The organism is Larkinella rosea (assembly GCF_003858635.1).
GTDB classification, from domain to species: Bacteria; Bacteroidota; Bacteroidia; order Cytophagales; family Spirosomataceae; genus Larkinella; species Larkinella rosea.
The window spans coordinates 1-19,349 of the sequence record NZ_RQJO01000004.1 but is presented as its reverse complement, the minus strand read 5'-3'; the positions used below and the strand labels follow the sequence as shown (position 1 = coordinate 19,349).

General features: G+C 52.3%; 21 protein-coding genes. 12 read left to right on the top strand and 9 right to left on the bottom strand.

The window, feature by feature from the left end:
* From EHT25_RS33335 to EHT25_RS00180, 4 genes are all read left to right on the top strand, one after another.
* On the top strand, window positions 1-123 hold a 123-nt coding region (locus EHT25_RS33335; RefSeq protein ID WP_374756144.1), incomplete at its 5' end, for a DUF6766 family protein.
* A 297-nt stretch (window positions 124-420) separates the two neighbouring features.
* On the top strand, window positions 421-1,575 hold the full coding sequence (locus tag EHT25_RS00190; protein WP_124868856.1) for a zinc-dependent alcohol dehydrogenase: 1,155 nt from the start codon (window positions 421-423) through the stop codon (window positions 1,573-1,575).
* A gap of 6 nt (window positions 1,576-1,581) precedes the next feature.
* The gene (locus tag EHT25_RS00185) at window positions 1,582-2,100 is read left to right on the top strand and encodes a hypothetical protein (protein WP_124868853.1); all 519 of its coding nucleotides are present in this window, start codon (window positions 1,582-1,584) and stop codon (window positions 2,098-2,100) included.
* Between the two features lie 228 nt (window positions 2,101-2,328).
* Entirely contained in the window at window positions 2,329-3,051 is a 723-nt protein-coding gene (locus tag EHT25_RS00180; protein WP_124868850.1) for a DUF72 domain-containing protein, read from the top strand.
* 45 nt (window positions 3,052-3,096) lie between these two features.
* Here the strand turns inward: EHT25_RS00180 and EHT25_RS00175 are convergent, their stop codons facing one another.
* From EHT25_RS00175 to EHT25_RS00165, 3 genes are all read right to left on the bottom strand, one after another.
* On the bottom strand, window positions 3,097-4,923 hold the full coding sequence (locus tag EHT25_RS00175) for a glycoside hydrolase family 2 protein (protein WP_124868847.1): 1,827 nt from the start codon (window positions 4,921-4,923) through the stop codon (window positions 3,097-3,099).
* A gap of 92 nt (window positions 4,924-5,015) precedes the next feature.
* Window positions 5,016-5,504, bottom strand: coding sequence for a ferritin-like domain-containing protein (locus EHT25_RS00170; protein ID WP_124868844.1), 489 nt, complete (start codon window positions 5,502-5,504; stop codon window positions 5,016-5,018).
* 82 nt (window positions 5,505-5,586) lie between these two features.
* On the bottom strand, window positions 5,587-6,381 hold the full coding sequence (locus EHT25_RS00165; protein WP_124868841.1) for a hypothetical protein: 795 nt from the start codon (window positions 6,379-6,381) through the stop codon (window positions 5,587-5,589).
* Between the two features lie 510 nt (window positions 6,382-6,891).
* Between EHT25_RS00165 and EHT25_RS00160 the strand changes: the two genes are divergently transcribed.
* Window positions 6,892-7,140, top strand: a complete 249-nt coding sequence (locus tag EHT25_RS00160) for a hypothetical protein (RefSeq protein WP_124868862.1) — start codon at window positions 6,892-6,894, stop codon at window positions 7,138-7,140.
* Between the two features lie 18 nt (window positions 7,141-7,158).
* Here the strand turns inward: EHT25_RS00160 and EHT25_RS00155 are convergent, their stop codons facing one another.
* Both EHT25_RS00155 and EHT25_RS00150 read right to left on the bottom strand, forming a co-directional pair.
* Window positions 7,159-7,842: an NUDIX hydrolase gene (locus tag EHT25_RS00155; RefSeq protein WP_124868838.1), complete on the bottom strand. Its 684-nt coding sequence runs from the start codon at window positions 7,840-7,842 to the stop codon at window positions 7,159-7,161.
* A 288-nt stretch (window positions 7,843-8,130) separates the two neighbouring features.
* Complete coding sequence (locus EHT25_RS00150) at window positions 8,131-8,595, bottom strand: response regulator (RefSeq protein ID WP_124868836.1); 465 nt, start codon at window positions 8,593-8,595, stop codon at window positions 8,131-8,133.
* 1,205 nt (window positions 8,596-9,800) lie between these two features.
* Here EHT25_RS00150 and EHT25_RS00145 point away from each other — a divergent pair.
* The 4 genes from EHT25_RS00145 to EHT25_RS00130 all read left to right on the top strand — a co-directional run bounded on the left by EHT25_RS00145 (window position 9,801) and on the right by EHT25_RS00130 (window position 16,745).
* On the top strand, window positions 9,801-10,679 hold the full coding sequence (locus EHT25_RS00145) for an SDR family oxidoreductase (RefSeq protein ID WP_124868834.1): 879 nt from the start codon (window positions 9,801-9,803) through the stop codon (window positions 10,677-10,679).
* 81 nt (window positions 10,680-10,760) lie between these two features.
* Entirely contained in the window at window positions 10,761-13,898 is a 3,138-nt protein-coding gene (locus EHT25_RS00140) for a SusC/RagA family TonB-linked outer membrane protein (RefSeq protein WP_124868831.1), read from the top strand.
* A gap of 23 nt (window positions 13,899-13,921) precedes the next feature.
* Window positions 13,922-15,445, top strand: coding sequence for a RagB/SusD family nutrient uptake outer membrane protein (locus tag EHT25_RS00135; protein WP_124868827.1), 1,524 nt, complete (start codon window positions 13,922-13,924; stop codon window positions 15,443-15,445).
* A 70-nt stretch (window positions 15,446-15,515) separates the two neighbouring features.
* Window positions 15,516-16,745: a sialidase family protein gene (locus tag EHT25_RS00130; protein WP_124868824.1), complete on the top strand. Its 1,230-nt coding sequence runs from the start codon at window positions 15,516-15,518 to the stop codon at window positions 16,743-16,745.
* A 188-nt stretch (window positions 16,746-16,933) separates the two neighbouring features.
* Here EHT25_RS00130 and EHT25_RS00125 read toward each other — a convergent pair whose 3' ends face one another.
* Window positions 16,934-17,308 carry a transposase gene (locus tag EHT25_RS00125; protein WP_124868821.1) on the bottom strand — a complete coding sequence of 125 codons (375 nt, stop codon included), beginning with the start codon at window positions 17,306-17,308 and terminating at the stop codon, window positions 16,934-16,936.
* Window positions 17,309-17,526: 218 nt separating this feature from the next.
* Here EHT25_RS00125 and EHT25_RS33385 point away from each other — a divergent pair, with 218 nt between their 5' ends.
* Together EHT25_RS33385 and EHT25_RS33380 are read left to right on the top strand one after the other, a co-directional pair.
* Window positions 17,527-17,622 (top strand): integrase core domain-containing protein, encoded by a 96-nt coding sequence (locus EHT25_RS33385; RefSeq protein WP_124868818.1) that lies wholly within the window; start codon window positions 17,527-17,529, stop codon window positions 17,620-17,622.
* Window positions 17,592-17,744 (top strand): integrase core domain-containing protein, encoded by a 153-nt coding sequence (locus EHT25_RS33380; protein WP_124868859.1) that lies wholly within the window; start codon window positions 17,592-17,594, stop codon window positions 17,742-17,744. Before EHT25_RS33385 ends, EHT25_RS33380 begins: the two co-directional genes overlap by 31 nt.
* Before the next feature lie 12 nt (window positions 17,745-17,756).
* On the opposite strand, the gene EHT25_RS00110 is transcribed toward EHT25_RS33380, so the two are convergent.
* Window positions 17,757-18,260: an RES family NAD+ phosphorylase gene (locus tag EHT25_RS00110; protein ID WP_445482309.1), complete on the bottom strand. Its 504-nt coding sequence runs from the start codon at window positions 18,258-18,260 to the stop codon at window positions 17,757-17,759.
* A gap of 24 nt (window positions 18,261-18,284) precedes the next feature.
* Entirely contained in the window at window positions 18,285-18,695 is a 411-nt protein-coding gene (locus tag EHT25_RS00105) for an Xre family toxin-antitoxin system antitoxin (RefSeq protein ID WP_124868812.1), read from the bottom strand.
* A gap of 318 nt (window positions 18,696-19,013) precedes the next feature.
* On the opposite strand from EHT25_RS00105, the gene EHT25_RS32540 reads away from it, so the two are divergent.
* Window positions 19,014-19,175 (top strand): hypothetical protein, encoded by a 162-nt coding sequence (locus EHT25_RS32540; protein ID WP_185731236.1) that lies wholly within the window; start codon window positions 19,014-19,016, stop codon window positions 19,173-19,175.
* On the opposite strand, the gene EHT25_RS32875 is transcribed toward EHT25_RS32540, so the two are convergent.
* Window positions 19,165-19,349 (bottom strand): hypothetical protein (locus tag EHT25_RS32875; protein WP_221622227.1); only part of this gene is annotated, 185 nt, incomplete at its 5' end. The genes EHT25_RS32540 and EHT25_RS32875 overlap by 11 nt on opposite strands.

Sequence of the window (19,349 nt, the reverse complement as noted above, 5' to 3'; positions counted from 1 at the left end):
CAAAACTGGCAAAGTGAGTTTTTGTCGGTTCTTTCCATTGTGGTGCTGACTATTTTTCTGCGTCAGAAAGGCTCTCCCGAGTCCAAACCGGTCGACGCACCCAACAGCCAGACCGGCGAATAAAGGAAACGTTATCAATGAGCCCGATGAAAAAAGTGAAGTTTTAAACCGCAATGTCCCGGATCGATTTCCCGTAGTGCTGTTGATTATCGCCATGATCAATGAGCTGGAGTTCCTTGTGACAAATTGCCTTGCCCGCTACGGAAAATCCGGTTGGGTAAATATTCACTTGGGGTGAAAAAGGGATAGACCCTGGAAAACAGGCCGGGCCAAATGCTCACTACTGTAAACCGTCTATTCTTTTTGGGGGTTCGCTAAGAGTAGCCGCTTTCGGCAAACATATCTCAAATCAATAGTCCTATGCTAGCGATGAATTACCGCGGACCGCAACGCGTCCGTGTCAGTCACAAACCCATGCCCGAAATAAAGCATCCCGAAGATGCGATTGTCCGCGTAACCCGTTCCTGTATCTGCGGTTCCGATTTGCACCTCTACAACGGCAACGTGCCGGATACGCGGGTCGGGATGACGTTCGGACATGAATTCATTGGAATTGTTGAAGAAGTAGGGTCGGACGTACACAATGTAAAAGTCGGTGACCATGTGCTGGTCCCATTCAACATTGCCTGCGGCAAGTGTCACTTTTGCCGACAGGGCCTGTATGGAAACTGCCACGAATCGAACACGCAGGCCACCGCAGTTGGCGGCATTTTCGGGTATTCCCACACCGCCGGAGGTTACGATGGTGGCCAGGCCGAATATGTTCGGGTTCCCTACGCCAACGTGGGGCCAACGGTTATTCCGCCCGGTATGGATCCGGATGATGCCGTCATGCTCACCGATGTGGTCCCGACGGGCTACCAGGCCGCCGAAATGGGCGGAATTCAACCCGGTGATACAGTGGTCGTGTTTGGCGCCGGTCCGGTCGGAATCATGGCCGCCCGGTGTTCCTGGTTGTTTGGGGCCGGACGGGTGATTGTCCTCGACCAATACGAGTATCGGCTGGAGTTTGTTAAAAATTACGCGAATTGCGAAGTTTATAATTTCAAGGAAATGGATGATCCGGTCGTGTTTATCAAGCGAATCACCGATTGGATGGGGGCCGACGTTGTAATTGATGCGGTCGGTGCTGAAGCGGCCGGAAGTGCCCTGCAAACAATTACAGGACGTAAAACCCTGCTGCAGGCCGGTTCGGCGACGGCGCTGCACTGGGCTATTAATTCGGTCAAAAAAGGCGGAATTGTGTCCATTGTGGGCGTCTATGGACCGACGGATAACCTGGTTCCAATTGGAAATGTCGTCAACAAAGGTCTGACGTTGCGGGCTAATCAGGCTTCGGTTAAACGCCTGTTGCCGCGGCTCATCGAGCACGTCCAGAACGGGGTTCTCAATCCCAAAGCGCTCATTACACACCGAGTCCCGCTGGAAGAAGCCGCCGATGCCTACCGGATGTTTTCCAGTAAGCTCGACAACTGCATCAAACCCGTTCTGATTCCTCCATCCGCCAGATTTTAAACTCTTATGGAAAATACAACCAATGATTTAACGGCTATTGGCCGGGATTATTCGCACATCAAAGGCTGGGGCATCGATGCCGATCCGAAAAACGATCCGACGTACCCCATCCGAAACCGGCCAGACGGCTTCGTCGGGCAGGACGAACAACGGGGCTATACCTGGGAACGGCCCACCCAGCAACCGGTTGACGTGGAAGTGCTGCGCTCCATCGAACGGCCGACGGTCAGTGCGGTTTTTGGTACGTCGACTCCTCCATCCGGATTAAGTGGGGCGATCCGCCGGTATGCCTTCAAATACAGCGAATCCGAATACGGTCACTGGCTCCCGCTGCTGCTAGCCGACCGCGTCAATATGGTGGAAGGCATCATCGATGATTTCAAACGGGGGCATGTCCCCAATATCTTTGCCGAAAGAGGCTGGAAAGCGGAATGGAAACACGACCCGCAGGGATTGACGAAAAAAGTACTCATTGGGGCAGCAGTTACCGCTGCGGTTTTTGTGCTGCTCCGCCGGAAGAAGTAAGGTTCGATTCACGGACGAAAAGGTCGATAAGAAAACCGGCAGAAACCGCCCGGATTCTTATCGGCTTTTTTAATCAATGGGTACTCATTTTTAGCTTATTCTCAAGCCAATTAACTATGAATCAATCCATTGACTTAGAAGCCATAAACGTTAAACCCTAAGCGATGTTTAACATAAAGTATTTTCTCCCGGTTTCCGGAAAACCGTCCACTCGTTTTTCAATGCGTAATGGCTAACAGGATCACCATTGGAACCTGCGGCTTTCCCCGTCCCAAAACGGAATACGCCCAATTGCTGCCGTGTGTGGAAGTGCAGCAGACCTTTTACCAGCCACCCCGGCTGTCGACGCTGGAAAACTGGCGTCGGCAATTACCGCCCGAATTTGAATTCACTCTGAAAGCCTGGCAGCTAATTACCCACGAGGCCCGTAGCCCGACTTTCAAGCGGTTGAAAAAACCGCTTTCGGAGGAAGAACGGTCGCAGGCGGGTTCGTTCAAACCAACGGAGGTGGTTCAGCAGGCCTGGCAATTCACGCTCGCCTGTGCAAAGGCATTGGCGGCCAAAACCGTCCTGTTTCAATGCCCGGCCAGCTTTAAACCAACCCGCGAAAATGTTGCCCATCTCGACCAGTTCTTTTCCGACATCGACCGGCAGGGGCTAAACCTGGCCTGGGAACCCCGGGGCGCCTGGGACCCTGAGCTTGTGAAAGACATTTGCGAAAACCGGCAACTCTGGCACGTGGTCGATCCGTTTACAAATCAGACAGTTACGCCGGATCACTGCTACTTCCGGCTTCATGGGCGCCAGGGCTGGCGGTATCAATACGAAGAGCAGGAACTCTCGGAACTGCTGGAACTGTTGCCCGAAAACCGGTCATCGTACATTTTTTTCAACAATGTCCACATGCTGGAGGATGCCCTGCTCTTCAAAAAACTGGTTGAAAACCGGTAATTTGCTTCATCCGTGCGCTACCTGAAACCGCATCATCGCCAGCACCTACGCGGGAGATGGATTTCGTGAATTGAGCAAACCGGCGGGCACGCTCAGTTCACCGGTTTTCGGATCAATCAGCCCGTTGCGTTCGTCTTCGATATTGGTCGCCTGGGTGTAAATATCGCCGGCAATGGCCCGTTGCCGTAACTCGTGCTTAAACAGACGAATGCGTTCCGCCCGTTCACTGGCTTCGTTGGGGCCACCGTAGTCGGCAAAGCCAAAACCGCCCCATTCGCTGATGACCAGCGGCACCTGTTTTCGGTAAAAAAACGGATCACCCACCACGAGGGAAAATGCGGCTACTCCTTCCAGATCGCCTGAAGTCAACCGATCCAGCAACGTCTGCCACCGGGCCAGATCCGGTGTGTAGAGATGGGCAGTGAGAAGATCCGATTTCAGCCGACCTTCAAATGAGATATGTTGCCAGCCGTCGTTGTCCACCACCAGAAACTGCGGATAGGCCAGTTGCATGTAATGGTACATATCCGTAATGTATTTCCGGGTTGTCGGGTTGGTCGCAATATCCTGAGCACCCCAGTCTTCGTTGTATAGACTCCAGATGACCACCGACGGGTGTGTACCGATCAGAGCCACCATGCGCAATAGTTCGGCCTGGTGGTTTTGGCGGCTGAGCGGGGTGGAAACGTGGGGGCTGGGCACTTCCACCCACAACAGTAAACCGAGTTCATCCGCCAGATTATAGATGCGCGGATCGACCCCGGCAATGTGCACCCGGACCAGGTTACAACCCAGTTCCTTCATCGCCCGCATGTGCAGTTGCATTTCCTCGTACGTGGCGGTGCCGGGCTGATAAAGAATTCCGTCCAGGTAGATGGGTTCGTTGTTGAGGTAGACAGAGCGCCCGCGGGCTTCTATTTTTCGCAGGCCAAAATGCGTCTCAATCTCGGCCGCATAGCCTTCTGAATCAATCAATTGAGCAATTAACCGGTACCGAATGGGCGTGTCGGGCGACCACAGTTGGGCATCGCCCAGATCCAGCACGACCCGCTGTTGTTTCTGCCCGGCGTCAAGCCGTAACGGATACTCGGAGGAAGCGATTGGCACGCTGGCTCCGGGCGCAAAAGCCTGCAACCGTAACTGATACTGGTCCGGATCGTGAATGCGGGTTGTAAAGCTGAATCGAACAAGACGGTCTTCAACAATACTGACAACCCCGACGCGGGTTCGCAGCCGGTTTCGTTCCACGGTTTCCAGCCACACACTCCGAACGGCCCCGGTGTAAGTTTGGTACCAGATGCCTCCGCGCTTGTAAACGTGGGATTCCTGTTTGCCCCGCGGAATCTCGGCATCCATCGTATCGGCAATGCGAACCGTGAGCCGGTTTACGGGACGCAGGTATTCTTCGGGCAGTTCGTAGGAAAACGAGGTATATTCCCCCAAATGCACCTCGTCGCCTTCAATGGTTCGGAGCGGGTGCCCGTTGAGCCAGATCCGGGTTTCGTATCCGCAGGCTCCGAAGGTGAGCTGCAGCATCGAGCGGGCGGTTGATTCACTGCGGGGGGGCACCGCAAATTCCCGTTCATACCAGGCCACCACCTTATCCTTCCAGGCAGAGGCTTCTGATTGCCCTTTGGCCTGTGCCAGGTGCGCTTCAATGGAACCGGGCCAATGGGCCGTGCCTTCAAACGAATGGCCTAAACACCACCGTTCTTCAATTCCCCGATCGTCCGGATCGAGTAAAAACCGCCATTCGCCGTCCAGTAATACATAATCGTTGGGTCGTAAAACCGCCCGGGGCAGTTGGTTGACCGGTTCAGTACTTTCGGATCGGCTGGCCGAAAAACCGGTATTTGGATTCTTTAACTCCATAGAAAATGAGAAACGGTAAAACCCGCCCGGCCTCCGGGACAGACCTCAATCACTTGGCAAAAGCAATTGATAAGTCTATCCCGGACTGTTTGTCAGGACTGGACTGCTTTCTGATTGACACTGTTGGTGGCGATGTAGGTCAGTTTTTCATCGGTGGCCTTTTCTTCTTTTAAGGTTGTTTGCAACAAATCCGCAACCTGAGTTAGACCAGCCTGCTGCGCCAGCGTTCGGGCAGTTCCATAGGATGCAATTTCGTAGTGCTCCATTTTTTGAGCGGCACCAATAATGGCTGCATCAGCCAATTCAGGCTCTTCGAGCTGGGCCAGTAAATCCTGAGCCTCCTCAATCAGCCCCTCCATGGCCAGGCACGTTTCGCCATCCGGTTCGATGCCCATTTGCCGGGCAATCACTTCCAGCCGTTTTACGTGCTGCTCGGTTTCACGCTGGTGAACCTGGATGGCCTGCCGTAGCTGGTCACTCTGCGCAAGTTCCACCAATTGGGACATGGCTTCCAAAGCCTGGGTTTCGGCGGAGTACAGATCCTGAATCGTGTGCGCCATAAATTCCTGCATTGTTTTCATAGCAACTGGGTTAATTGATTGGTTTTAAGTGATTTGATACTTGTTTATAAAACCGGATGATCTGACTGGAATCGTTGTCCGATCAATAGATGGTCCGTTCTCCTTGATTGGATTCATCGTCTACCTGTTTCGTCAGGAGTGCCCCTAATTTTACGGCATTCAGACTGTCAGTTACTGCCGTTGGGCCGTGATTGACAGTGATGTGAAAGACGTGTTGCAGGTTCAGAATGTGCAGCGTTCGGCTTTTTACATCCCAGACGGCTTTTTCCCAAACACCCGGTACGGGCTGCGGTCCGGTTTTCTGTTCTTCACTGTCTTTCAATTGAGAAGTTGAAAGCTGACCGGGAGCCGCATGAACCTGAACCGAATCGTTCGGAGCGCCCGCAACCGCGCTGTTTCCTGTTGATGAATTATCCCCGACTCCTTCTACCGGACTTTCAGCACCGGTTTCTTCGGTATCCGGGCCGGTGTAAGGCCGTTTCCTGCCCCGGTTTTCCAAAGACCCGGGTTGATAAAGCCGGGTGAAATAGTAATCGGCATGAAAAACCGACTCAAACGGACGGATGCCGGTAGTGGAAAGGACCACCCGTTTTTTATTATTCAGGGCGACTGCACAGCTACTCTCGGTTTCCGTCCAGGTAAGGGGCGTGCCATCCGCCAGGTTGAGCAGGGATTTAATGGTTGCTTCACTGATGTAATAGCAAGGCATGTTGTATTTGTAATACTCGCTCAACAGCCGACTGCCGCTCACCTGACGGCCTAATTCATTCGAAGCATGGCGTGCGCCACCACCACTATCGATATCGTTGGTGCCGGAACTGCCTCCTCCACAGGCCAGCAGCCCCAGAAGAAATATTGAAATCCAATAGCTTTTCATTGATTCCTGTTTACATAAAAACGCTTCATGTGTTACCTGAACTTTTCAGGAGATTTCCGTTCCGCCCTTCGTTCGCCGTTTGCTCAACACCTGCGGGGATAGCTTCAGGTGGGTTTTTACCAACGGATGAGCCACTTTCGGAACGCCTTTCAAGCAGGCATCCGCAGCCTTTGACTCTTCGTTGGATGAGGTTTGGTCGAGTAGTTTATGGGTAGTGACTCCGCCTTCCTATACATCCGGTCGACTTTCAGGCCGACCGGTAATGATACTTGAACTGCGCCGGGAAGACGTTGACGAAATTCTTCTTTTAAAGTGAGGTTTTGGCCCGGCTAGAGCCTGTTAAAATCCAGGTTACTCACCTAATTTCGGGGAGATAAAAGTGGGCAATCGGCGGGTGATGGTCTGCCGGCCACTCGCTCATTTCAACGGCCGTTGAAAAACTAACCATCTCCAATTCTTTTTAAGCAGAAGAGCTCCCATAATCAGTAAGAACAAAACCCGATGCGACATATGAAAATTGGTGAGAGATTGATGAAGCAGCTTAATAAAACATACGCTCCTTCGCAGCTGATTACCTTTCAAATCAGCCGCTACGACGTGGCCTTAAAAACCGACGAGGACGGAAACCCGGTTTTGATGTACATCGGCAAAGCCAACGACCGGGGCATTATCCGGGGTGATCAATTCGCGCGACGCCTGCTCAAAGACGAAACCGGTGCCATCATCAAAGATCACTGGGACCATAAAGGGAAAGTATAGCCCGGTTTTGAGCTCGTTTCAAACTGACAGCCCCTGCATAGTTTCGTAATCCCCTACAGCTTGCAGATACAGGAAATGACCCATAATCCCGTGGAGATTGCTGATCAGCTTATGAGCCTCCGGGAAGGTTGCTACCTGAAGTCTGGTATGCTCGTTTTCAGCAGCTTCGCCCGTCTGTTTTCCGTCGATCGCCCGAATGGCTTCGTACGGCATTCGGCGTTCACAGTAGAAAAAATACAAGGCCTCGTCGCTGGTGGAGGTCGCGGAAAACCAGGGTTTCGATCCGAGCGGGACCACTTCATCCGGACTGATCTCAAAGCCGGTTTCTTCCTTCAGCTCCCGCACGGCCACATCCAGGGGTTTTTCGTCGTCCTCAATCATTCCGGCGGGGTGTTCGTAGGTGAGCGACCCATTGCAGATGCGCCGTTGCCGGACCAGCAGCACAAACTTGTCGTTACTTTCCTCGTCGATCAGTACCACCACAATCGAAACCGCATCACCTTTGATAAAACACAAAGGAGCAAGCCGATTGCCGTCAGGGCCCTGCGCATCGAGATTTATCAGTGAATGCAGTACATTTCCGTCCTTTCCGCGCCGGGTATAAATTTCCCGAACCGACTGGATCTGCACTTGATTGGCCTTCAATTCCTGTTGCCAGGCCTTGACTTTGAAAGCGTCTTGAAAAGGTTCTATTCTTTCCATGGAATAAATACCGGGTTCGGAGAATCAGATTTGAGAAATAGCAACCGGATCCGTGGACGGCACCGGCGGTTTTGGGAAGGGTGTAAAACCGATCATCTGCTGTTCCGGGAGGTCGTTTTAAGATTTAGACTGATCGTCAGTTAAAAGATGAAGGTTGGCGTAACGGGTTTGTCGTTCCTCTTAATTTTTATTGGCATGTCCACAGGCATAACCCTCTTCGGCTTTCTGAACGAATTAAAACAACGGAGTAATGAGGAAATGGCCCACCGAGTGGTTAGTATCCCGTTTTTAAAGCCTTCTTCCTTCCAGATAATCGTTTAATACGTTACAGCATTCCAGCCAGTCGGGCAATGTTTTTGGCTTGATCAGGTAGCATCGGATTCCCTGCTGAAAAGCATCGATAACACCTTCCAGATCCGTCGAAGAGGTTAAAATAAAAACCGGGATATCCGAAGGCGCTGAATGTTGAATTGTTTCCAGCATCTGCCAGCCGTCATGTCGCCGGGGAAGGTACAAATCAAGCAGGATGAGCCATGGTAAACCGGTTTGTGTTCCGATGCTTTCCTGTAATAAGGCGGCAAGTTCCTGCATATCCTCAGCGCGTATTAGCTGCAAATGTGGATTGACCTGCTTAAAAGCTTTCTGCAGAATAGTCCACTGATCGGCCGAATCCTCAACAACCAGAATCTTACCTTTAACAACGGAGCGCTGGTGAGATGACCTGAATTTCAGTTTTTGAATCGCTATTGCCATACTGATTTAAATCTGATCTATCGGTAAACAGGCTCGAAATAGCGGCATCAATTAGCCAATGGCCCCCAGCGGACCACACCCTCGTTTGTTCGTTCTGATCGCAAAGGAACACGATCCGGCCCAGTCATTTACAGCTGGTGCTTGCTGCTCCCTTGCGTTAATTTCGGACTTTACTGGGCCAGTGGCTGCCGCTGGAGCGTTTATTAATGGGTTCGCCCGAAACGAGATGCGGTTTCGTACGGGTTACGTCAGGGCGCTACAAGCGTCTGCGTACTGTAGGGATGTTTCTCTGGAAGTAATTTGAAGGCGCTCCGGCCAAAGCAAACCGGTTTCTGTGGTTCCTGGAAGGTGCCTGTGTCGCCGGGCTGATTCTGATTATCCTCGCCCGTTCATAAAAACAAACCCGAACTTTAAAAATTCGGGTTGTTGACAAATCAATCAATCACTAGGTATGAGACACCTTACGAAAACTCTTGATCGGGTTGACCTGCCTGCTGACGCTTACAAGAATGAGGCAAAGGCCGGGCTTTAACCAGATTCAAGTACTGAGTTAGCAGGTCTCACCAAACAGGCTATTGAATAAACACGGTTTTGGGATAACTTTCTGACCATCTTAAAAAATGCCCCTGCGCGGGAATAGCACTAGTCGCGTTAAGGCTTTAAACGTTAGGATGTATGCAAATGACATCCAACTTCCGGCCCGAATCCGATACAGGGTCGGGAATAGCATCACGAATTAACCTGCCCAGATCCTTACTTTTTTGCCAAGAAACCGCCTTTGGGAGCAAGATGGCTTCTGAATGGTTTACAACCGGGAGCCGGAGACACTCTTCCCATTGAATTCATTGCAAAAACCTGTGATTTATTTCATTGAAGACCTAAAATGGCGGAGAGAAAGCGGATAAGCCGAATAAGGGTCCCCGGCATGGCTCAACGGATGGCCGCAGAGGTACGTCAAAAACAACCAGCATTGAAGGTCGCCATAGCGGAGGAGGCTCATCCGGTGGTCCCAAAGGAGCGCCTGGTAGCTAGTTCTTAACAAACCTGGTCCGGAGCGCTTTTCGGGCTGGGTTTGGAATTTCAACCGATCCATTCCTGCTTTTTCCGGACATCGCCCGGCCCCGACCGTTCTCTCATTAATCCTTTTTGATCGAAAACAAACCTGGATTTTGTGGGTTAGCCTTCGACAATTAGCACTCAACGTTATGAAACCAAATCAGGACCCCCGTCATCAGTATCCAGCCCCACCGTATCCGCAGGAATCGCAGGACCATCCCGGTTCCGATCAGAACATGACGCCCACTGCCGATCACGGTGAAACCTCGTATCAGGGGAGTGGTCGGTTAACCGGTCGAAAAGCACTCATAACGGGGGGCGACAGCGGCATCGGTCGGGCGGTTGCCCTGGCGTTTGCCCGCGAAGGAGCCGATGTGTTGATTGCCTATCTGGATGAAGACCGGGATGCGCAGGACACCATCCGGTGGGTGGAAGAAGCGGGCCGAAAGGGGATTGCCGTCAAAGGCGACATTCAGGACGAAGCCCATTGCCAGCACTTGGTTCAACGGGCAATCGACGAGTTTGGACAATTGGATATTCTGGTCAACAATGCGGCTTTTCAGATGAATCACAATTCTTTTCTGGACATTACGACGGAGGAGTTTGATCGAACATTCCGCACCAATGTTTATGCCCTGTTTTACCTTTGCAAAGCGGCATTACCTCATTTAAAACCGGGTGGATCGATCATCAATACTACGTCCATTCAGGCGTATCAGCCCGAGCCAAGCCTGTTTGCGTATGCCGCTACCAAAGCCGCCATTGCCAACTTTACAAAATCCCTGGCCAAAGAAGCGATCGAAGTGGGCGTTCGGGTTAATGCCGTGGCCCCGGGTCCGGTCTGGACTCCCTTGATTCCATCGACCATGCCGGAAGAAAAAACCAAAAATTTTGGTGAGGATTCCCTGCTGGCAAGGGCGGCTCAACCCGTCGAACTGGCACCCATTTACGTTCTTTTAGCCTCTCAGGAAGCCAGTTTCATCACCGGTGAGATTTATGGTGCTACCGGCGGGCGCCCCATCGCGTAGGACCAGGAATAAAAAGCGGGCGGTCCCTGATTGGGCCGCTTTTGCGTTAAATCGGCAGAAATACCTTTACTAAACTCTTCTATGAAAAATCCTTTAGTAAGCTGCGGTTGTCGACGGGCAACCGGTTTGACCCGGCGTTGGCTACACACAGGTCTGCTGGCAATTGTTTTCAGTTCGTTGACTATCTATCCGCTTCTGGCTGCGTTGCCGAACCCGGTCAGCCAGGCCGCGCAGCCCATCACCGGGCGGGTTCTCGATGAAAAAGGGCAACCGCTGCCGGGCGTTACGGTGGTGTTGAAAGGCACGAGTTCCGGAACGACCACCAATGCAGAAGGCGTTTACAGCCTGTCCGTACCCGATGGCAACGCCGTACTGACCTTTTCGTTCATCGGTTATGCTTCGCAGGATGTTTCTGTCAATAATCGCAGCACCGTCGATGTGACGATGACCCCAACCGCAACGGCGTTGAACGAAGTAGTGGTAATTGGCTACCAGACGGTTCGCCGACGCGATGTAACCGGGGCCAATGCCGTTATCAATCCGACGGATGCCAGCAAGGTGACGGCTCAATCGCTGGCCGAATCCGTTCAGGGTTTATCGCCGGGCGTGACGGTCCGCAACACCGGGGTGCCAGGTCAGCAGGCTTCCATCCAGATTCGGGGCGTTGCGAGCTTTCTGAATACCGATCCGCTCTACATCATCGACGGCATGATTGCCGACGCCAACCCGACCATCAATACCGACGACATCGAATCCATCCAGATTCTAAAAGATGCGTCGGCTGCGGCCATTTACGGTTCCCGGGCGGCCAATGGCGTTATTATCATTACCACCAAACAGGGCAAAGAAGGGGCCACCCGGATTTCATTTTCGGGGAAATACGGTGTGCAGCAGGCTTACAAACGCTGGGATTTGACGAATGCCGCCGGTTTTGCGGCTTTACAGCGAACGCAATACCAGAATTCGGGGCAGGTACCCCCGGCCAGTGTTGCCACCGGAACCTTCAATCCAGCCATCGACACCGACTGGCAGGATCAGGTGCTCCGGACCGGCAACTTGCAGGATTACAACCTGACCTTATCGGGAGGAAGTAAAACCAGCACGTACCTAATTTCGGGAAGCTATTTCAACAACACCGGTTACGTCAGAGGGACCGATTTTAAACGGGGCAGTTTGCGGATCAATTCCCGGAGCGAATTTGGGCGGTTTACCTTTGGCGAAAACCTGGTGCTCACCAATTCCAACGGGAACAACATTCCGGGGGGCATCAATCCGATATACGACATGGCCAGCAACCTGCCCGTGATTCCGGTGCAGGACCCGCGTTACATTAGTGCTGCGAATCCCGGTGGATATGGCATCGGCACGTATCCCGACGCGGTCACGTACGCGTTCAACCCGGTGGCCGCCCGCAATCTGGCGACGAATAAATCTAATTTTGCCAAGTTGGTTGGGAACGGTTTTCTGGATTTTAAATTTGCGGACTGGCTTACGTATCGCTTCAATGCCGGGCTTGAAGTCAGCTTCGATTACATCCAGAATTTGCGCCGACTAGGCACCTATCAGTACAATTCCGCGCCTGTGCCCAGTTCGGTTTCGGAAGACCGCTCCCGGTATTTGAGTCTGTTGTTCGAGCACACCCTAAACTTTAACCGTACGTTCGGGCAACACAACCTTAACGGCGTACTGGGCATCAGTCAGCAAACTACCCGGCGTGACGTAACAACGGGCGGCCGCACCAACCTTGGGTTTGCCGGAGGGCAGTATTTTAACACGATTGGAGCCGCGACGGGCATTTCGACGGCGGCCGGTGGCACCCCCGACGATTACCGGATTCTGGGGTACATTGGGCGGATCAATTACACTTATAACGATAAATACCTGTTGACACTGACCGGCCGCGTGGATCAGGATTCGCGCTTCGGAGCAAATAACCGTACCGGTTTTTTCCCTTCCATTGCGGGAGCTTGGCGCATCAACCAGGAGAAGTTTTTTCAGGTCGAGTGGGTAACGGATCTGAAACTGAGCGCTTCCTATGGCAAACTGGGCATTGTAGTGCCAACCCTCGGTTCCTTTCCCTACACGGCCTTCGTTAACAGCAATCCCAGAGCCATTTTTGGCGTGGATCAGAACGAAAATGTGGGCGCTTACCAAGCCCAGCTGGCAAATCCCGATCTGCGTTGGGAAGAGCGAACGCAACAGAATTACGGCCTGACGGCCAGCTTTTTCCGGAACCGCCTGACGGCCGAAATCAATGTATATAACTCGCTGTCTTCCAATGCGATTTTGAACCTGACTGTGCCCGGTTATTTGGGAAACCTGCGCGGCAATCCCTACGTCAACACGGCTTCGATCCGCAACCGGGGGGTGGAGTTTTCAGCTACTTACCGCAACAATGAACACGCGCTGAAGTGGGATGTCTCGGGCAATTTTACGACCATTAAAAACCGGGTGGAAAACGTGGGAAATCAGGGCCAGAATATCAATTACATTCTGAGCGGTAACACGCGTTCACAGGTGGGTAATCCCGTCGGGCAGTGGTTTTTGCTGAAAACCGCCGGGTTGTTCCAGACTCAGGAGGAAATCAATAATTACAAAGGCCCGGACGGCCAGCTGGTACAACCGTTTGCTAAACCGGGTGATGTTCGGTACGAAGACGTCAACAACGACGGTCGCATCGATGTCAACGACCGCCAGTTTGTTTCCTCTCCCTGGCCGACCTTGCAGGCAGGAGCCCAGCTCAACGTGGCATATGGGCCGTTTTCACTCAACCTGCAATTGATTGGCGTGTTCGGATACACGGTTTACAACGATGTCCGCCGGAGCCTCGATAGTTACCAGTTAACCAACTTCAGGGCGGATGTGAATCCGTGGTCGACCACCAATACCAGCACAACCGACCCCCGCATCGGCCTGGAAACCGGTGATCAGGGCATTATTTCCAATAACCTGGCCTACAGTGATCGCTGGCTGGAAGATGCGTCCTATGTGCGGATTCGGAATGTGGAGATTGGTTATGCGGTTCCCAAAGCGCTGCTTAACCGGGCCAAAATCCGGAACGCCCGCGTCTTCGTCAGCGGTCAGAACCTGTTCACGGTTACGTCGTATTCCGGCCTCGATCCGGATATTACCGGCGCTAACATTCAGGAGCGGGGTGTCGATAACGGCCACTGGCCCACACCCCGTGTTGTCTCACTTGGTGTCAACCTGGATTTTTAATCGCCACCTAACTGCATCACATCATGAAAAATAGATTTCTTCCACTGCTGATTACCGCCATTACCCTGCTGACCGGTTGCGACCGGAATCTGGATATTGTTAATCCGAATCAGGCTACCACGCAATCGTTCTGGAAAACCGCCGAAGATGCACTGGCAGGTGTGAATGCGGTTTACAGCACTACGCACCGGGGCAATATTTCGCGCTGGATGCTGTTTTACTACATCATCCGGTCCGACGAAGGCCGGAGCCAGAGCCCCGCAACGGACATCGTCAACAACATGGATCAGTTCCTGATCACCGATTACAATTACGGAAATGCCTACGGTGTCTGGAACGACAACTACATCGGAATCAACCGGGCCAATCAGGTGATCGACAACGTTCCGACCATCTCAATGGACGAAACGCTGAAGCAGCGGTACATCGGGGAAGCCAAATTTCTGCGGGCGATGTATTATTTTCATCTGGCGACGTTATTCGGAAACGTACCCTTAGTTTTGCAAACCGCCGTGGTCGGCGACAAACCTGCCAGTGCCACCCAGGCACAGGTTTGGGCGCAGATTGAAAAAGACCTGACCGAAGCGGCTACCGGTTTGCCGACGACCTACGGCAATACAGATCTGGGTCGGGCCACGAAAGGGGCCGCTTTTGCATTGCTCGCCCGGGCCTATTTTCAGCAGAAGAAATATACCGAATCGCTGGTGCCGTTGCAGTGGCTGGCAGAAGGCGATGGCAAAACCATCTACGCCCTGATGCCGAATTATCGCGATAATTTTCTGATTACCAGCGAAAATAATAAAGAGTCGGTTTTTGAATGGCAATTTGAACTGAATCCGGCGGAATACACCGACGACGATACCGAAACCCCCAATCAGAACTACGGAACGTCAATTGCGCAGTTTTTTGGCCCTAGCGGCATAGGCTGGTCGGATGGAGAAGCACAGCGTTGGGTGACCCGCGAATTCAACGAATCCACCACAACGGGCGCTCGTGATCCCCGGTTGGCGGCTTCGTTTCTGTATGATTCCACCGACGTTCGTGGCCCGGCGTTTACCCAGATTTACGGACAAACTTTTCTGCAACGCTACGGTACCAACAATCAGCGGGTATGGTTTCGTAAATTTCAGAATGACCATTGGAAAAATGAAGAAGGTTACCGATCACCCAACAACTGGCGGTATATCCGGTATGCGGATGTGCTGCTGATGTACGCCGAAGCGCTGAACGCGACCGGAAAAACCGCTCAGGCTTATGCATATGTTGATCAGGTTCGGCAGCGGGCAGGACTGGCCAAATTATCAACCGTCAAACCGGGGCTATCTCAGGCCCAATTTCTGAACCAGCTCAAACATGAGCGGGTTACCGAACTGTCGGGCGAAGGCCATCGCTGGAACGATCTGGCCCGCTGGGGCGATCTCGGTCCGCAGCTGGCTAATCGCGACCCGGCTTTTTCCACCTTTGTGAAAGGCAAAAGTGAGCTTTTACCCATCCCGCAAACGGATCGGGATCTGAACCCGGCTCTGACGCAGAATCCCGGTTATTGAGATCTGTTTATCAGGGAAGCACCGGTTTTTATAATCTCGGAAGCCGGTGCTTTTTCGCGACTATTTACCGATGAAAACTTCTGGAATCCATTACGTAAGCGTGAAAATCCTGGTCGTATGGATCGGGTTGGTTTTTTTTATTCAATGTAAAAAAAATGAACCGGGCAGTACGCCCACACCGGTCGACCCTGCCGATTCTTCCATTGCTGCTGACGATCAGCCGCCGGTTGACAACACGGTTCCTTCACTCTCGATCACCTGGGACAACACCGCCCGCAAGCTTTCGCACGACGTTTATTTTGCCGAATATGGCCGGGTTCATCGGGTGAAGGGTGATACATTGCTGTTGACGTATCACTGCGGAGATCGGGAAAATTACTGGGACAACATCGCCATCCGGCGAAGCACCGACGGCGGCACTACCTGGTCGGTGGCCGAAATTCTGGTCCCCGATAGCGATCCAAACTACTACGGTTTTGCCAATCCGGACATTCAGGTGTTGCAGAATGGCGATGTGATGCTGGCCTATACCGGACGGGGAAAACCGGATGATAACGCACACGACAATATTCAGATTCGAATGAGTAAAGACCGGGGCTGGACCTTTGGCGTATCCCGCATCGTTGCTACGGGCCGTTCCTGGGAACCGGGCATGATACAACTGCCGGACGGCGACATTGAGGTGTTTTATTCCAGTGAAGCGGCCTGGTGGCCCGGCAACAATCCCCAGCAGGAAATTCTGATGGTCCATTCGACGGATAACGGGCAGACCTGGACCGCGCCGTCGCACGTTGCCTATTTCGCCGGAATGCGCGACGGAATGCCGGTACCGCTGGTGCTGAAAGACAACAAAGGAATTGTGTTCGGTATCGAGTCGGTCAACAATACCCAGTCGCCCTGGGTGCTGTGGTCATCGTTTGCAGCCCGCTGGCGGTATGCCAGTTTAGGGAGTACGACCAATAACCGCCGGTGGCTGGCTACGACGCAGAAGGTTTGGGGCGGTGCGCCGTATCTTGTTCAGTTGCCGACTGGCCAGACGCTGCTGTCGACGCAGGATGCGGGCGGACGGGCGATCAGCAGTGACTGGCGCAAGAATACCATGCTGGTACTCGTGGGCAATAGCGTTGCCAAGAACTTTACCGGCATTTCCTATCCCTGGCCTGATTTACCAATCAATGAAGGCGCGTATTACAGTTCGCTGTTTATGAAAAACAATACCACGCCAGTGCTGATCACTACGCGCAATTTCGCCGACGGACACAGCGAAATTTACTGGAAAGAAGGACATATTTTGGAGTAAACTTCAAGCCAGATCGGATAAGAATGATCCTAACCGGTACGTTTGTCGACGAGATTGTTCCTTTACTACAGCGCATTCTTCGGATTTTCTTTTTTGCAACCCAGTTGCGCCCGTAAGAGATCCGCCAGTCGCAGCAGTCCTCATCTTCGCTTCGCCGGTGACCTACTGCACTAACAACGATTCCGGTTTCATGAACGGCTTTTTGTGCTTTGGATATTTGCCAAAAGCAAGTAAATACAGAGCGGGACCTGACCGCGACGGCGGACTTGTTCCGCGTCTACAGCTCCTACTCTGCGCCCCCATAGGAAAAACCCGTTCTGTTCACTTGTTGGTAAGCTATCAAATCCTGGTTTCTTACCAACTCTCAAACCTAAAAGGTGGCCCCCTTTTTCAATCACCGACCATGTGTCATTGTGGCTCCATTTGCGGAAGTACCAATCGACTGTCTGCCAGGGCTTTCTACCTTGGAGCAGGTCGCGCCAGGTAATGCCGTTTTTGGTCAGGTAAAAAATGGCTTCCACAATCAATTGGAGCGAATGAACACTTTTGCGTTGGACCGAGATAAGTTTTCAATAGCTTGCCATTGCGAAGTCGTCAGGTCAGAGGTATATGTCTTCTTCACAAAAGCATAACTCCACCCGGTGGCTTTTGCGTTGCCCAAAACGAACTCAAACAGTTTCTAAAACTTTGTCCGTTTTTTGTTGCAAGTCTGCCAAAAGGATTATCCGAACTTTGGAACGGGTGATTCAAAAGCGGGGAAAGCCCAACACCATTCGAACCGATGCAGAATGGCTATGTTGAGCGGTTCAATCGACTGTATCGAGAAGCCGTTTTGGATGCCTATCTATTTTTGAACTTGACCAGGTCCGGCAACTGACTAGCGATTGGATGGAGAAATATACCCTAAGAAGACCCCAGGAATCACTGGGTAATCTCACGCCCGAAGAGTGGAAAAACAGGGTAATTGAGAATGAAGAAACTCTAATTGCTACTGTCTGAAATTAGGGGCACTTACAGATCCAACCCGGAAACCGGTGGAGAATCTGTATCCCGCCACAGCCGGTGTTCAATCGGAAAAGGTTCCTGTTTTACAACGCGGATTGAGCTAAAGTCCGGATGGGCCGGATGAATCAGGTAGTTGAAGGACATCGGAACTATCACAGAAGGGACCGCTGCCGCCAAGGTTTGGGGCGCACTCAACCAGTCCCGCAGAATCCATTGGGTCCGCTCGTAGCTTTCCTCGTTCCAGAAAGCCGGGAGCGTTTCCGGCGGGAACGAAGTTACCAGTGTCCCTTCATTTTCTGAAAAAGGGACGCTGGGCAACTCTAGCGTAATCAGAAAGAGTTTGGGCAGCTTTTCATAGTTGACCCGGGGCTGGTGTACCAGAGACTCCACCAATGCCAAAGCCGGTGATGAGGTCGTATACAATAAGGGATAACCTTTGGGATTCCAGCGGCCGCCAAACAGCCGGGCGCCCTCGGTAGACAGGGGTTCGCCGACATATTTCGCCTTCACCGTTCGGTAAAACGTTAGCATCCCCTAGCCGACGATACCGTGTTCGATCCGTCCCAACACATCATCCACCAGTCCAAAACCGGTAGTGGTGTCCAGCAGGTAGATAGGCGACTGACTGTTCAATTCCCGAATGGGTGAACGCAGCCAATCCGCTAGCGTTTCGGCATCGCCATCGAAAACATCCAGTCCATGCCGTAGCAGATTAGTCAGCAATAACAACCGCTCCGAGGCATCCCGCGCCATTTTATCGTCGGGTTTGAGCCGGTGCAGGTTCCGAATTGACATATTCAGAATACGAGCCAGTTCGATATCGGTCAATCCGGCCAGTTCGGCCACTCGATCTGCTTCCACTCTGGGCATACCCTGCCGGGATTTATCAATCACGGTATAAGGCGCGTAAATTGCGGATTGCGGAGGCAGCGTTGTGTAAGTCATTTGGGATGAACAAGTGCATTATTTCATTACCCTAACAGCAATTTGGCACACAGAATTCAATTTTGCAACTATTTACTTAGCGGGAGGCCCTTGAGATGGCCATTAGAGCTGTTGGTTTAAGGGGAAGAATGGTGCATAAAATCTTAAAAATGGATTTTCTCCCGGCCGGTCATTTTGGCCAATCAAGTCCTGTATTACACTGAAATAGCCTTACACAAATGAAGTCAAATGATTTCAGTAGAATACTTATTTTTGAACAGACATGTTGATCTCAATTGAGCCCCATGTAATATTGAGGAAGAACTGTCGTCGCTCGCGATGGATTCGATGGGGCATTACTGGACCGGCGACAACGTATTCAGCAACGGTTTCCCGGCCCCCGACCTCGACGAAGAACCGCAACTCAACGCTCCCGGGGCCGACGACATCGACCCCCAAATGTTTGCCGATATCGCCAAAAAACTGGGTATCAAACTGTAACCCAGTGACTTTCCTGAAAAGCAAGGCCCGGACTTTTTCCGAAAAGTCCGGGCCTTGCTGCCCAGTAAGCCCCCGAGCAAAAACCGGGATGCGGCCACAGCAGAGCCTGGTGGCTGATCGCCATCTCCTGCGTTACGGTGCTAAGGAAGCACGTCCAGCGCCGTAACCGGCCGG

What these genes read in the sequence shown, in the direction of transcription:
- EHT25_RS00190 (WP_124868856.1), top strand. Translation starts at nt 421, where the DNA reads ATGCTAGCGATGAATTACCGCGGACCGCAACGCGTCCGTGTCAGTCAC.
- EHT25_RS00185 (WP_124868853.1), top strand. Translation starts at nt 1,582, where the DNA reads ATGGAAAATACAACCAATGATTTAACGGCTATTGGCCGGGATTATTCG.
- EHT25_RS00180 (WP_124868850.1), top strand. Translation starts at nt 2,329, where the DNA reads ATGGCTAACAGGATCACCATTGGAACCTGCGGCTTTCCCCGTCCCAAA.
- EHT25_RS00175 (WP_124868847.1), bottom strand. Translation starts at nt 4,923, where the DNA reads ATGGAGTTAAAGAATCCAAATACCGGTTTTTCGGCCAGCCGATCCGAA.
- EHT25_RS00170 (WP_124868844.1), bottom strand. Translation starts at nt 5,504, where the DNA reads ATGAAAACAATGCAGGAATTTATGGCGCACACGATTCAGGATCTGTAC.
- EHT25_RS00165 (WP_124868841.1), bottom strand. Translation starts at nt 6,381, where the DNA reads ATGAAAAGCTATTGGATTTCAATATTTCTTCTGGGGCTGCTGGCCTGT.
- EHT25_RS00160 (WP_124868862.1), top strand. Translation starts at nt 6,892, where the DNA reads ATGAAAATTGGTGAGAGATTGATGAAGCAGCTTAATAAAACATACGCT.
- EHT25_RS00155 (WP_124868838.1), bottom strand. Translation starts at nt 7,842, where the DNA reads ATGGAAAGAATAGAACCTTTTCAAGACGCTTTCAAAGTCAAGGCCTGG.
- EHT25_RS00150 (WP_124868836.1), bottom strand. Translation starts at nt 8,595, where the DNA reads ATGGCAATAGCGATTCAAAAACTGAAATTCAGGTCATCTCACCAGCGC.
- EHT25_RS00145 (WP_124868834.1), top strand. Translation starts at nt 9,801, where the DNA reads ATGAAACCAAATCAGGACCCCCGTCATCAGTATCCAGCCCCACCGTAT.
- EHT25_RS00140 (WP_124868831.1), top strand. Translation starts at nt 10,761, where the DNA reads ATGAAAAATCCTTTAGTAAGCTGCGGTTGTCGACGGGCAACCGGTTTG.
- EHT25_RS00135 (WP_124868827.1), top strand. Translation starts at nt 13,922, where the DNA reads ATGAAAAATAGATTTCTTCCACTGCTGATTACCGCCATTACCCTGCTG.
- EHT25_RS00130 (WP_124868824.1), top strand. Translation starts at nt 15,516, where the DNA reads ATGAAAACTTCTGGAATCCATTACGTAAGCGTGAAAATCCTGGTCGTA.
- EHT25_RS33385 (WP_124868818.1), top strand. Translation starts at nt 17,527, where the DNA reads ATGCAGAATGGCTATGTTGAGCGGTTCAATCGACTGTATCGAGAAGCC.
- EHT25_RS00105 (WP_124868812.1), bottom strand. Translation starts at nt 18,695, where the DNA reads ATGACTTACACAACGCTGCCTCCGCAATCCGCAATTTACGCGCCTTAT.
- EHT25_RS32540 (WP_185731236.1), top strand. Translation starts at nt 19,014, where the DNA reads ATGGATTCGATGGGGCATTACTGGACCGGCGACAACGTATTCAGCAAC.